A 13,728-nucleotide genomic window follows, 5' to 3' on the forward strand; every position below is an offset into this window, starting at 1 on the left:
AAGCCGGAAGAGGGGCAATCAGTGCCGCTGGATGATTCGACTGAATATATGGAAGAGGCAATCGTGTCCAAGCAATCCTACGAATCCGCAGGGCTCAAGGTAAGGTCCTCACTGGCCGGGGAAGGCCGTCCAACCGTTCTGGTTGGAGCCAGATTGATCGACGCACGCGGCATCAAGGACGATTCGTGGGCGCTGGCCGTCCGAGGCAGGATCGAGGCCACCGGCCAAGGGGACGACGACCTGAATACGGCCCTGCATTCACGTGGGTTGCCGACACGGCCCTCGGCGGATATGGGATCGGCGCCGGTCGGCCCCGGATCCTCGTCTGAGCCGCCGATGATCCGAACCATGGACGGGGTGGATTTCATCGAAGCCGGGGGACGCATCCTGACCCCGGGGTTCATCGACATCCACTCCCATGGGGGCTGGGTTCACTCCTTTGACGATGGCGACAAGGCCATCAGCACGGCCAGAGCCTGCCACATGGTCCACGGAACCACCCGGCAGGTGCTCAGCCTGATCACCAACCCGATAGATGTCATGTGCGCGAACCTATGTTCCGTCAGACGTGTCATGGACTCCAGACCCGATGTTCTGGGTGCCCATCTGGAAGGCCCTTTCATCGCCCCCTCGCGCAAGGGGGCACATGACCCCAACTGCTTGCGCGACCCGGAACCGGCCATCCTGGACAGCCTTCTTGAGGCAGCCGACGGGTGCATCCGCCAGGTCACCCTGGCTCCGGAACGGGAATATGGCTATCAGGCCATCGCCCGTCTTGCGGGCGCAGGGGTGGTGCCAGCGGTCGGCCACTGCGACGCGGACTACCAACAGACACGGAGGGCCTTTGACACGGGTGCCGGTCTCCTGACCCATATTTTCAATGCCATGAATGGGATCCACCATCGTCAGCCCGGTCCCATACCGGCTGCCATGGAGGATCCCCGGGTCACGGTTGAACTGATCAACGACGGATTCCATGTGCAGGATCCATGCGTGGACCTGGCCTTCAGGCTCTTCCCCCATCGGGTCGCCCTGATCACCGATGCCATGGAGGCCACCGGCTGCGCGGACGGTGCCTACAAGCTGGGATCCCTGGATGTGACGGTGCAGGGCGGCCATGCCCGTCTGGTCTCCAACGGAGCCATAGCCGGATCAACGTTGACCCTGGATGTAGCGGTGCGCAGAGCCGTCCAGGACATTGGCCTATATGCGCCGCAGGCGGTGGAGGCCGCCACCCTGACCCCAGCCCACGCCTTGGGTCTGGACCGACCCAACATGATCACCGACGCGCCATTGGGACTGGTGGCACCAGGCTATGCCGCCGATCTCCTGCTTTTGGACCCCGCCGATTGGTCCGTGAAGACCGTCATCTGCGATGGCCACAGAATCGAAGCCTGAAGGGGTCCCTCAGGCACCTCGGCGGTCAGGCTCAGTAACCGAGCTGACCACCCGCGCCGCCGATCGAATCCACCTGTGCCTGACCCATCTCCTGGCTCATCTTCATGAGACGGGCGATACGTTGCTCAGTCGGCGGATGGGTGGAGAAGAGTCTGCTGAACCCCTTCGCTGAAAAGGGGTTCTCGATCATCATGGCGGCCGCGCTCTGCGTACCGGAGGTCTGGGGCATGGGTTGGGCCTGCACTCCGTAGGAGATCTTATTCAGAGCAGAGGCCAGGGCAGCCGGGTCACCCGTCAGCCTGCTCCCGTCCTCGTCCGCATCATATTCACGCGTGCGGGAGATGGCCATCTGGATCAGGGAGGCACCCAGAGGTGCCAGGATGGAGCTGACCAGAACCCCCACAAGTCCCAGGGCTCCAGCGGAGCCGTCGCGGTCGCGGTCGTTGCCGCCGCCGAAATACATCAGGGAGTACCCAAGGTAGGTGATGACCGTCGCCATGGCCGAAGCAATGGCCGAGGTCAGGATATCGTGGTTGTAGACGTGCATAAGCTCGTGTCCGAGCACCCCTCGAATCTCCCGTTCGTTGAGTATACGGAGAATTCCCTGGGTGCAGCAGACGGCCGCGTGCCGCTCGTTGCGACCTGTGGCGAAGGCATTGGGCGACTCCGTCTGGGCAATGTAAATCCTGGGCATGGGCTTGCCCGCCCGCCCTGAAAGCTCGCGGACGATTCGATAGAGCTCCGGGGCCTCCTGTTCGCTGACCGGCCGAGCGCGCATGGATGCAATCGCCACCCTGTCCGAAAACCAATAGGATCCAAACGTGGTGACCAGGCCGATGATGATATATACACCAAGAGTCCCCTGCCGAGCCCCGGTCAGCCACCAGATCAGCATGATGACAGCCCACATGAGGGCGAACAACAGCGTCGTTTTGAGGCCGTTGAAATGTCCGTGAACCTTCAGCTTGCCATTCATGGATTTTATTCTAGACAGCGGCGCTGAACTTTGCCTGAATGGAATCTGTAAGCCAGGTCAATAAAAGGCAACCCATGTGCAGGAAATATCGATACGGCGCACGGTCCGTGGCGATCGCCCCGCTGGGGGTGGGGGCATCCCACGAGACCAAACCCACAACGCCCGCCGTTCGAGGCTATTTCTCCCCATCATGAATTCACCCGCGGGCACCGGTATCGGTACCGGGATGAACCCGCCACATCCATCGTGACCATGGATTGCCATCCTCGGGCACCGTGCAGGATCGCAACACAACCTTCCACACATACCCGACCAAGCCGCGGGCAGGGAGCCGCAACCAAGGAGAGCACCCGATCGGACGACCACCAAGGGGAGGACGGAAGACCACCAAGGAAAGGACGGAAGACCACTCACCACCCGATTGAAATCGAAATCGCATCGCTCCCCCAATGGGCGCCCTGCCTGGACCGTGGTTTCGCCCTCGACAGGTCATTCCCGAAGCAGCGCACCCGACCGGAGTCATCCACCTCCGTTTCACCGCGCATATGGCCACCGACCAACGGAGGGTGGAAAGCGGGCAGGCCAGGAGACCCACCACGGCCGACCTTCTGGCAATCCGGCAAGACAGGTCAGAGCATGCCCGGCATGGCAACCCGGCCTGCCAACGGAGCACCTTCCACAACAATCTCTGCGCCGACTCCACCAACGCCGGTGCCGCCATAGGTCCCAAACCACGGCGGCCCTATCACGGACTGTGTGATCCAGCCGGTCCAAACCGCTACAGGGCCGAACTCCTCACAAGCACACTGCGACCTTGAACCCCCATACGGAATGGTGTCGGCAAGGCCGCAGGAAATATCCCGTAAACCCTTACTTGCCGTGGGCCAGACTCCGGAGCCGATCGGGGTCGGTGACCTTGATGTGTTCGCGGCCCACCTTGGCACCCTCGGCGCGCTCGTGGGCATCAACCCGCTTCCAGCCGGCGAAGTCAATGGGGGCAATGCCCTTGGAGGCCAGAAGCCGGTCGATGGAGTCATCGGCACGGTCAGGGGCGAAACGGCCATGGGCATCGGTGGAGGCCAGGTCATCCAGCATATTGCCGATGGTCTCCAGGGCATCGGACTTGGTGGATCCGATCAAACCCACAGGACCACGCTTGGCCCAGCCGGTGGCATAGAGACGCTCGACCGGGTGACCCCCCTCGGCCTCGGGGGCGGAGTAGATCCGACCATGCTCATTGGCCAGGGTGTACCGGGAGAAGTCATAGGGAATACCGCTGACCTCGGCCGGTTTGTAGCCGATGGCGTGGTAGACGGCCTGGACCGGGTACTCCTCGTACTCGCCGACCTCGCCCATGGTGCCCTCTGGGGTCACCCTGGTCTTTTCCAGGCGAATGCCGCTCACCCTACCGTCATGCCCCATGATGGCTGCCGGCATCCGGTAGAAGTGAATGCAGAACCTTCGATCGGCGGGATTGCCTTCACAGTCGACACCGCCATCGGCCTCCATGTCCTCGGCCATGTCCTTGATGGCATAAAGCTCCTCCAACATCTGTCTGGTCAGCTTGTCCTGGCCGGCCAGCTCGATGGTCCTCTGATCCAGGTCGAAGTCCTCCTCATCCAGGACGATCTGGACCCCGGGCAGCTTCTCCAGCTCGCGCAGCTCCTGGACGGAGAACTTGGCCTGGGCCGGTCCACGGCGGATGAACATGTGAAGCTCACGGGCCTTGTTGCCCTTGATGCCCTGGTAGACATTGTCGGGAATGTCGGTGCCCAGGAGGTCATCGGCACGGCGCATCAGAATCCTGGCCACATCCATGGCCACGTTGCCGCCACCGATTACGGCCACCTTCTCGGCATCCAGGGGCCACTCCCGGTCTGCGGTCGGATACCCGTCGTACCACTCCACGAAGTGGGCTGCACCGTAGACATGGTCCAGGTCGTGCCCTGCAATCTCCAGGGGGCGATCGTCCACGGCCCCGGTGGCGAAGAGGACCACGTCGTAACGCTCCCTCAGGTCATCCAAGGAGATGTCGCGGCCGAATTCCACATCCGCGTAGAGATGGATATCAGGATTATCCAATGTCTTCTCCAAGGCCCCGGCTATGTACTTGATGCTGGGATGGTCGGGCGCCACCCCGTAGCGGACCAGGCCGAAGGGAACCGGCAGCTTCTCGAAGAGGTCGATGCGGGCATGGTCACCGAGCCCGAGCCGGTCTCCCTTTTCCTTGAGCTGGCGCAGGAGGATATCCGAGGCATAGACCCCTGCAGGACCGGCACCCACGACGGCAACGCGCAGCTGGCTTCCGGCCTCATCGCCGGCAGGGGATGCAGAAACAGTGGAATTGTTGACCTTATTATCATTCATGCCGACCAGCCTAACGCAAGGCGGCATCCGAAAACAGACCGGATCGTGGTCACTCCCCGGGACTTTCACCAAACCGGTGGCGGCCCCATCCCCTTCAGGAGATTCCCCGGAACGACCGATGCCGGGCAGGCAAGACGCCGACGCCAATCCCCGCAAGCGTGAATGTCGCCGGATAGTTCCGGCCATGGGCCGGAACATGGTACTCAGTCCCTGTCGAGAAGGGCGGTCAGGGCCCAGAGGATGGAGACCACGTCGATGGCCTCCTGCATGAAGGCGCCGACGACGACGGGAATCAGGTCGAAGGCGGCGCAGATCATACCCACCGTGGCCAGGAAGAGCCCGGCCAGGACCGCCTGGAGCATGACCCTCTTGGTCCGGCGGGCGATGGCGATCGACCGGGGCAGGCTGGCGATGTCGTCGTTCATGATGACAGCCTGAGCGGATTCGGAGGCCGCCGTGGTGGTCCCGTCGGTGATGGCCATTCCCACATCGGCCGCCGCCAGGACCGGGGCGTCGTTGACCCCGTCGCCCACCATCATCGTGATGGACTTGGTCACCGACTCGCCCACGAATTTCGAGAGCCACCAATCCCACCAGGGCTCTTGGTTGGGCTGCTCCGTGGAGGCCTTGACGATCAGATTCGCCTTGTCCTCGGGGAAGAGGCAGGCATGGACATCCTTGATGCCCACCTGGTCGGCGATGATCCTGGCCGACTCCTCCTTGTCGCCGGTAACCATGGAGAGACGCTCGATACCCAGCGAGCGCAGGTCGGCAATGGTCTGCGCAGCGTCATCCCGGGGCACGTCCCTCATGACGATCCTGGCTGTCAGGTCCCCATCGACGGATACATAGGCGGCCATCTCCTCAGGGGCCAGGTCGGAGAAGGTCTGGCCGGAGGCCGCGGAATCATCACCCGTCACATAGGCCAGGCGGCCCACGCGCACCACTCGCCCACCGATCAGGCCCCGAACCCCCTTGCCTGACTCCTCCTGGACGTCCTGAGCCTTGAACCGGGTGCCTCCTTGACGTGTACGCTCCTCCTCGGCCTGGTTGCCCGCCGCCGTGATGCCGTTGGCCAGGATGTGGACCGAGTAGGATTCGACTGCCCCGGCCATGGCCAGAACCTCCCTGGTCTCGGATTCGGAGCTCTGGCGGTCGACCATGTCGACATGGGTGACCCGGGGACGCTTGACGGTCAGGGTGCCTGTCTTGTCGAAGAAGATATGGGAGACCCTGCCCAGGTTTTCAATCACGTCCTGGGTCTTGATCAGGATCCCGGCCTTGGCAAGCCTGCCGGACCCGGCCATATAGGCCACCGGGGCGGCGATCAGAAGGGGGCAGGGGGTGGCCAGAACCAGGACCTGGGCGAAGCGGGTGGGCTCCCCGGAGATAATCCATGCCACACAGGCGATGATGAAGGCCAGGACCGTGAAAGGAACGGCCATCAGGTCGGCCGTCTTGACCACGGCCGCCCGGGAGGACTGGGCCGAGTGGACCAGGTTCAGGATCCGCTGGTACTGGGAATCCCTGGAAAGCTGTCGGGCCCGCATCAGGAAGGTCCCGGCCCCATTGACCGCTCCGGACATCACAAAGGAGCCCTCGTAGAACTGCCGCGGCATGGGTTCCCCATTGATGGTCGAGAGGTCCAGGGTGGCGGAGTGGCTGATCATCTCCCCGTCCACGGGAACGGTCTCCCCCGGCTTGACCACCAGGAGGTCATTCAGGGCCACCTGGCCCACAGGAACCGTCTTCCAATCCGACTCCTTGGGCAGGTTCCGCCCATCGACACGGGCTTTGCTTCCACCATCCACCACGTGGGCCACCTGGGGGGCCGCCTCGATCAGGAGGGTCAGGTTGCTCCGGGCCTTGTTGTTGGCGTACTGCTCTATGGCGTCACCCGAATACAGCATGAGGACCACGGCCCAGCTGGCCCAGTACTGCTTGACCGCCAGTGTGGAGAGGATGGCCACCACGGCCAGGATGTCCACACCCACATGGCCATGGCGAACATCGTCGATCATGCCACGGAGGGTATCAATCAGGGAGATGGCGACCAGGACCGTCACCACCCACTGGGCGATCACCGGGTAGGGATGCCAGAGCAACCCCATGGCCAGGCCGCAGGCCAAGACCAGCCAGAGCATGGGCACCTTTGTGGCACAGGACAGGATTCTCTTCATCACCGCTCCCGAGGTTGGCAGACTGTAGGGCACAGATGAGTGCATGATGCTTCATCGTCCACCTTATATGCAGCGGGGTCCACCAGGGCTGAGCGACATGTTGAAGGGCTCTATCAGGCTGAATCGCAGACCATGGTCAAGTCGTTTCGAACAGTTCAGAGGAGAGGCAAGGGCAAGATGAACGAGGGCCGTGGGCACCAACCTGTGGTGTCCACGGCCCTCATCTGTCGGAACAGCCAGGAACAGAGGGTAGGCGTCCGCGACCTCGACGAGGAGGCTGCCTTCACCAGGAAGGCAGCCCATCCTGAATCACTGGCCGAAGAAGAATCCGAAGGGATCCTGGGAGTTGCCGTTCCCGTTACCGCTGCCGTTACCATTGCCGTTGCCCGAATCATCCTGGTTTGAGCCATCGTTACCGGAGCTCCTCCTGTTGGACTTGGGCTTGCCCTGGACGGCCTGCTCCTCCTGATCGAGGGTGACGTTCACATCAACGGCCTTGTTGTCACGTACAACCGTGATCTTGGCCGAGCTGCCATAGGCCGCGGCCCGCACATACCCCAGGAGGGAGTAGTTGTTGTTGACCGCATTGCCATTGAAGGCCACGATGGTGTCACCGCTCTTGATGCCCGCCTTCTCGGCCGAGGACCCGGAGACCACCTTGTTGACCTTGGCACCGCCGCGGGTGACCCCATCGGCCTGAACCGTGCTGCTGGTGATGGTTACTCCCAGGGAAACATGCTTGGCCTTGCCGTTCTTGATGATCTCCTCGGAGATTCGCTTGACCAGGTTGGAGGGGATGGCGAAGCCAATGCCGATGGAGCCGGCCTCGGACTGGGAGCTGGCCATAGAGGCGATGGAGGAGTTGATGCCGACGACCTGGCCGGCGACGTTGAAGGTTGGGCCGCCCGAGTTGCCGGGGTTTATGGCCGCATCCAGCTGGATGGCATTGGTTACGACGGGATTGTTATTGCTCTCGTCCATGACCGAGACGGGTCGGTTCAAAGCGGAGACAATGCCCGTGGTGGCCGTGTTCTCGTAACCGAGCGGGTTGCCGATGGCCATGACGTCCTCACCGACGGCCAGCTTGTCGGAGTCGGCATACTGAATCGGTTTCAGGTCGTTGGGGGCATTGTTCAGAGCGATGACCGCCAGGTCGGCCGTGGTGTCGGTACCAACCACCTTGGCCGTGTAGATCTGACCGTTGGACAGGGTGACGTTGATCTCCTGGGCACCGTCGACCACGTGGTTGTTGGTGACCACATGGCCCTGGTTATCAATAACCGCGCCGGATCCTGCGCCAACGCCGTTCTTGACCTTGACCTGGATGGAGACGACGGAAGCGGAGGCATCCTTGCTGATGGCCTGCCAGTCGGGAGCCTTGCCCCCTTGAATCTTGGCCGTTCCCTGGCCGGAGGTGTTGGAGGAGACCCCAGTCAGGTTGGACGAACTGGGAAGACTGACCCACCCGTTGGAGAGGGCGGCCCAACCCAGACCCAGCATCAAGGCAGCGGCGACCAAGGCCGCCACGACGGCCGTAAAGACATATTTGCCGGTGCCGCTCAAGGACCCGCCGGCCATGGAACCATTGGGCGTTCTGCCCCCGTTCGGCGGGAAGGGGCCCTGACCTTGGGCCGGAGAACCATTAGCAGCAGGTCGGCCAAAAGCCGGGTACGGGGTTCCGGGCCGGTTGCCTGCAGGGGCGTTGCCCGTGACCGGCTGGCCGAACGCACCGGGCGTACCGGACTGATCCGAGGGGCCGGAAGCGGGCTGCTGGCCGGGTTGACCCTGCTGGGGTGCCGAAGGTTTGGGCGCGGACTGACCGGCAGGGGCATAGGCACCGTACAGTGGCGCAGGACGATAGTAAGTCTGCGCGGGCTGCTGCACATGCTGATCCGTCGACGCCTCGGACGAGGGCGCGTGCGTCGCCGCAGGGTCGGGGCTTGAAGCATCAGGGGTCCCGGGGGCATTATCGATGGAGCCGGCCGGTGCCTCATCCCCGGTCGCCTGCACGGGGTCCATGGGAGCGGTAGCCCGATCCGAGGTATCGGACCGCGGCCGGGAAATCGGCTCGGTCTGCCCGGTCGACTGGCTCCATTCCGGAGACTGGCCAACCTTCCCGGTCCCGTTCGGCCCTACAGACTCATGCTGTCCTGCGGACCCCGTCGGCCCGTTGGCTCCGGTCTGCGAATCGGCAGTCTCATTCCCGATATGACTGGGTTGCCATGACTGGTTCCCATCCGAACCCTTCCAGGGTTCGGGCCTGTTCTCTTCAGCCATTCCTGCTCCTTCGAATCAAATAGATGCTCACTGCCTATTCTGCCGACAACGCTTGATAATCCACCCCTTCAACCCATGGTGTCCGTCGATTATACGTGGGTCTCCAGGTTCCAGTCGTCATTCGAACCAGTATCAGCCTAAGACAAACAATCTGAATGATTTCTGAACGTTCTATAAAAGCGGATTGTGGGCTACCCGCCAATCCGCCGAAAGCCGATGTCAGGACCGCGAATCCCTAGGCAGACGTCTCGATACAGTGAACACATGACCTTCCTCACGAATCCCCTGGGGGCCGAACCAGGACGCCCCGGCGACCGTTCCGCATTCTCCTTCGAGACCGTCACCCAGCTACCCTCAGCCGCGGGTGGGTTGGGACGGGATGGACGGCGTTACGGACGTACCGGCATCATCCGCACCCCCCATGGCGACATCCGCACCCCGGCCTTCATCCCGGTGGCCACCCAGGCCGCCATGAAGGCGGTCCTGCCCGAACAGATGCATGAGATGGGGGCCCAGGTGCTCCTGTCAAACGCCTTCCACCTCTTTGAACGTCCCGGAGAGGATATTCTGGATCAGGCCGGCGGACTGGCCAGGTTCATGAACTGGGACGGTCCCACATACACGGATTCCGGTGGCTTCCAGGTCCTGTCCCTGGGTGCGGGATTCAAGAAAACCCTGGCCATGGATGTGGCCGGAATGCAGTCGGACCAGGTCATCGCCGAGGGAAAGGAACGCCTGGCTTTCGTGGACGAGGACGGGGTCACCTTCAAGTCCCCCCTGAACGGGGACCGGCATCGGTTCTCAGCCGAGATATCCATGGGGATCCAGCACAGGATCGGAGCCGATGTCATGTTCGCCTTCGACGAGTTGACCACGCTGATGAACACCCGCTCCTACCAGGAGAAATCAGTGGAGCGGACCTTCCGATGGGCAAAGCGGTGCGTCGCGGAACATGAGCGGCTGACCGCCGAGAGGACGGGGAAACCCTATCAGGCCCTGTTCGGTGTGGTGCAGGGGGCCAACTACGAGGACCTCCGCCGGAGGGCGGCCGGCCAGATCGCCTCCCTGGATTTCGACGGGGTCGGCATCGGCGGAGCCATCGAAAAGCGGCTCCTGGGCCAGACCTGCGCCTGGATCTGCGACGAGATGCCCGAACCCAGGCCCAGACATGTTCTGGGAATCGCGGCCGTGGATGACATCTTCGCCGGGGTGGAGAACGGGGGTGACACCTTCGACTGTGTGGCCCCGGCCAGGTGCGGACGCAACGGGGCCGTCTTCACCAGGGATGGCCGCTGGAACATCAGGCGCGCCCGGTTCAGGAACGACTTCCGCCCAATCGAGGAGGACTGCGACTGCTACACCTGCACCCACTACTCCAGGGCCTACGTCGACCATCTCCTGCGGGCACGGGAATTCAACGGGTTCACCCTGGCCACCATCCACAACGAGCACTTCTTCATTCGTCTCCTGGACGAGATTCGCGCCTCCATCGACGGTGGTTACTTCGATGACTACAAGCGGGAGACCCTGACCCGGTTCTACGCCAATGGCTCCAAGGGGTAGTACCAACACGCGCATAATTGTCTTGCCCGAGGACTCATGCTAACATAATTGTTTGTCTGCGAACGTGGCGGAATGGTAGACGCGCTGTCTTCAGGTGGCAGTGAGCTCATGCTCGTGAGGGTTCAACTCCCTCCGTTCGCACTTTTGAAGTGTTGTTGCACACTCTTTGTCTCGCAGTTTGTATGTTGGTTGCCTTATCATACAGTCGCATGGCTCCTACGGATGTACCTCCTGTGAGCTCCGCAAGCCCGTCATCCGGCTGACCGGACTTTTATGGCCGCAGTCGATGATTCGGCCCACGTGCCGCCGACGAGGACAGAGACCGGTCCCGGCACATATCCGGGCCCGGCCTTGATGAAATCGTCCAATTGAATGAGGCTGAAATCCAACTTCAGGAACCCTTATTGAGAAATTCCCTTTCGGGTAGGCGGCAATCAGAGGAGGGCGGTGATCATCTCCTTGATTTCGCCATCCTCGGCATTGTCCATGAAGTACTCCTTGAAGTGCTCACCTGCGATGGTCTCCTTCAGGAAGTCCTGGTCGATCTTCTCCAGGACTTCGGGCAGCGGACGGTAGACGACCTTCTTCACGTCACGCAGGATGCCCGCGTTGCGCTGCTCCGGAACGGCTCTCTCCTTGGGGTAGCCGCCACCCACAGGCTCTGCGAACAGACGCTCGAAGATCAGTTTGAGGTTCAACTCCGCCCCCCAGCCGAATCCCTTGGCAAAGGGGATGGAAAGAGCATTGCCCCCGTTGATCTGGCTGAACAGGTAGGCGTCAGTAGGCTCCACGGCCAAGCCGCAGACCACGCCGGGGAAGCTGTTCAGAGCCGTCATGGCCCCTTCACCGGTGCCGCAACCGCTGATGACGAAATCGGCGGCCCCGGAGTTGAGCAGAATGGAGGCCAGGAGCCCGTTCTGCACATAGGTCAGCTGGCTCTCCCCCTCCTTGCCATACATGCCGTAGTTGAAAGCCTGATAGCCTTTCTGGTCGCAGACCTCTTTCAGGGACTGGAAGATGATGCCGTTTTTCGAAGCCTGCGAGTTTTCGTTAATCAGGGCGACTTTCATGGTATTTGATACTCCTTGTCTGTTGACTGTTCTGAAACTGTCCGTTAGCCCAAATGCAGGCCTGGGACCGGAATGGGCGGAGAGAGCCGCTTACTGAGGCTGCTTGCCGATATATGCCAGAATGCCGCCGTCCACATACAGCACCTGCCCGTTGACAAAGTCCGAGGCGGACGAGGCGAGGAAAACGGCAGGCCCTTGCAGGTCGGCCGTGGTCCCCCACCGTGCAGCTGGGGTCTTGGCGATGATGAACTGGTCGAAGGGGTGGCGGGATCCATCCGGCTGGCGTTCACGCAGGGGGGCCGTCTGCGGAGTGGCGATGTAACCGGGCCCGATGGCGTTGCACTGGATGTTGGCCTCGCCGTACTCGGAGCAGATGTTCCGGGTCAGCATCTTCAGGCCTCCCTTGGCCGCAGCATAAGCGGAAACGGTTTCGCGGCCCAGCTCGCTCATCATGGAGCAGATGTTGATGATCTTGCCGTGTCCCTGCTTGATCATGCCCGGCAGGACCGCCTTGGAAACGATGAAGGGGCCGTTCAGGTCCACGTCCACCACCTTGCGGAAGTCATCGGCACTCATCTCCAGCATGGGAATGCGCTTGATGATTCCGGCGTTGTTGACCAGGATGTCGATGGTGCCGACCTCACGGTCAATCTGCTCAACCAACCGGGTCACGGACTGCTCGTCGGTCACGTCGCAGACGTAGCCACGGGCGGGTATGCCCGCCTCCTTGTATGCGTCCATCCCCCTGTCTACCGCGGCCTGGTTCTCGGCGTTGAATACGATCGCGGCACCAGCTTCATGCATGGCCGAGGCGATGGCGAAGCCGATACCGTAGACGGCACCGGTAACCAGGGCCACCTTGCCCTTCAGGGAAAACTGCGACATGGAAAAATCAGTCATAATGACCTCCTTATCAGTGGCCGGAGCACCGATGGGGCTCCGACCGAAATTCAATTTCCTCGGGGACCATTTCGGCCCCCTCAACCTGCCTCCAGGGCTGACGACTGCGCGGTCTGGTCCAGATCAGAAGTCAGCGTACCGCTGAACCACGCGGCCTATGGCATCCCCCCTGGTCTCCTCGAAGACCACAGCGACCATGGGCCGATACTCCTTGACCAGATCAAGCACCGATTCCACATCCATGATCCCCTCCCCGTTGTCACAGGGCTGAACCTGTTCCCTTCCGGGAAGAATCCGATAGTCACGCACATGCACAGCCAGAATCCGATCCGCGAAGGCATCAAACCCGGCCCGGGCGTAATCAATCTGGTGCCGGTAGTTTGAGGCAGAAACCAGGGACGTGGGATCGAAGACCACACCCAGATATGGGGAATCGATCTCGTCCAGCAGATGCTTGGTGCGCTCCACCGAGTAAATGGGATGATTGATACCTGGCTCGATACCGACCATGGTTCCCATGCGCTCCCCGTAAGCGACCAGTCTGGCGATCGAATCCCGTGCCCGGGCGTAGGCCTCAGGGGTGAAGTTCTCCTCGGTACGGGTGGTCGGTTCCGGCAGGACCGAACCTGTCTCGCTGGCCACCAGAGGGGCACCGAAGCTGTGGGCATGACGCAGATAGGCCTCGAACTGCCTGAGGAGGACCTCCCGCCTGGCAGGATCCGGATGAATCATATTGATATAACAACCCAGGACGGCCACGGATACGCTGTGCTCCTCCAAGACGCGACGGCAGTACTGACCCATGCCCGGATTGATCAGGTCGCCTCCGGCGATTCGAGGGAACTGCCTTGGAAGGGCCAACTGGACCGAATGAACACCGAACCCTTCCAGTCTGGTTCCAAGCGATGCAAAGCTATCCGCGCCCGGCACGTCATGGCCCCGTACCGCTATGTTAATCATGCCCTGCAACCTCCTCGCCCTTGACAGATACCGCTTT

The 13,728-nt window shown here is 61.9% G+C and carries 9 protein-coding genes and 1 tRNA gene; 3 read left to right on the forward strand and 7 right to left on the reverse strand.

What is annotated here, in order from left to right; genetic code table 11:
* The first annotated feature begins 63 nt into the window (after positions 1 to 63).
* Positions 64 to 1,398: an N-acetylglucosamine-6-phosphate deacetylase gene (gene nagA / locus AACP59_RS07650; protein WP_370465999.1), complete on the forward strand. Its 1,335-nt coding sequence runs from the start codon at positions 64 to 66 to the stop codon at positions 1,396 to 1,398.
* A 31-nt stretch (positions 1,399 to 1,429) separates the two neighbouring features.
* Here nagA and htpX read toward each other — a convergent pair whose 3' ends face one another.
* From htpX to AACP59_RS07670, 4 genes are all read right to left on the reverse strand, one after another.
* Positions 1,430 to 2,374 carry a zinc metalloprotease HtpX gene (gene htpX / locus AACP59_RS07655; protein ID WP_339350788.1) on the reverse strand — a complete coding sequence of 315 codons (945 nt, stop codon included), beginning with the start codon at positions 2,372 to 2,374 and terminating at the stop codon, positions 1,430 to 1,432.
* Positions 2,375 to 3,244: 870 nt separating this feature from the next.
* Positions 3,245 to 4,741 (reverse strand): FAD-dependent oxidoreductase, encoded by a 1,497-nt coding sequence (locus AACP59_RS07660; protein ID WP_297316527.1) that lies wholly within the window; start codon positions 4,739 to 4,741, stop codon positions 3,245 to 3,247.
* Positions 4,742 to 4,944: 203 nt separating this feature from the next.
* Positions 4,945 to 6,921 carry a heavy metal translocating P-type ATPase gene (locus tag AACP59_RS07665; protein ID WP_339350787.1) on the reverse strand — a complete coding sequence of 659 codons (1,977 nt, stop codon included), beginning with the start codon at positions 6,919 to 6,921 and terminating at the stop codon, positions 4,945 to 4,947.
* A gap of 309 nt (positions 6,922 to 7,230) precedes the next feature.
* On the reverse strand, positions 7,231 to 9,198 hold the full coding sequence (locus AACP59_RS07670) for a trypsin-like peptidase domain-containing protein (protein WP_339350786.1): 1,968 nt from the start codon (positions 9,196 to 9,198) through the stop codon (positions 7,231 to 7,233).
* A 264-nt stretch (positions 9,199 to 9,462) separates the two neighbouring features.
* On the opposite strand from AACP59_RS07670, the gene tgt reads away from it, so the two are divergent.
* Both tgt and AACP59_RS07680 read left to right on the forward strand, forming a co-directional pair.
* A complete protein-coding gene (gene tgt, locus AACP59_RS07675) occupies positions 9,463 to 10,761 on the forward strand; it encodes a tRNA guanosine(34) transglycosylase Tgt (protein WP_297316524.1) in 1,299 nt (432 codons plus the stop codon).
* Between the two features lie 58 nt (positions 10,762 to 10,819).
* Positions 10,820 to 10,902, forward strand: a tRNA-Leu gene (locus tag AACP59_RS07680).
* A gap of 293 nt (positions 10,903 to 11,195) precedes the next feature.
* Here AACP59_RS07680 and AACP59_RS07685 read toward each other — a convergent pair.
* From AACP59_RS07685 to AACP59_RS07695, 3 genes are all read right to left on the reverse strand, one after another.
* The gene (locus AACP59_RS07685; protein ID WP_297316523.1) at positions 11,196 to 11,831 is read right to left on the reverse strand and encodes an RpiB/LacA/LacB family sugar-phosphate isomerase; all 636 of its coding nucleotides are present in this window, start codon (positions 11,829 to 11,831) and stop codon (positions 11,196 to 11,198) included.
* 90 nt (positions 11,832 to 11,921) lie between these two features.
* Positions 11,922 to 12,731, reverse strand: a complete 810-nt coding sequence (locus tag AACP59_RS07690; RefSeq protein ID WP_297316522.1) for a gluconate 5-dehydrogenase — start codon at positions 12,729 to 12,731, stop codon at positions 11,922 to 11,924.
* A gap of 123 nt (positions 12,732 to 12,854) precedes the next feature.
* A complete protein-coding gene (locus tag AACP59_RS07695; RefSeq protein WP_297316521.1) occupies positions 12,855 to 13,691 on the reverse strand; it encodes a sugar phosphate isomerase/epimerase family protein in 837 nt (278 codons plus the stop codon).
* Positions 13,692 to 13,728 lie beyond the last annotated feature (37 nt).

It is taken from the genome of Bifidobacterium indicum (assembly GCF_036987015.1).
Lineage (GTDB): Bacteria > Actinomycetota > Actinomycetes > Actinomycetales > Bifidobacteriaceae > Bombiscardovia > Bombiscardovia indica.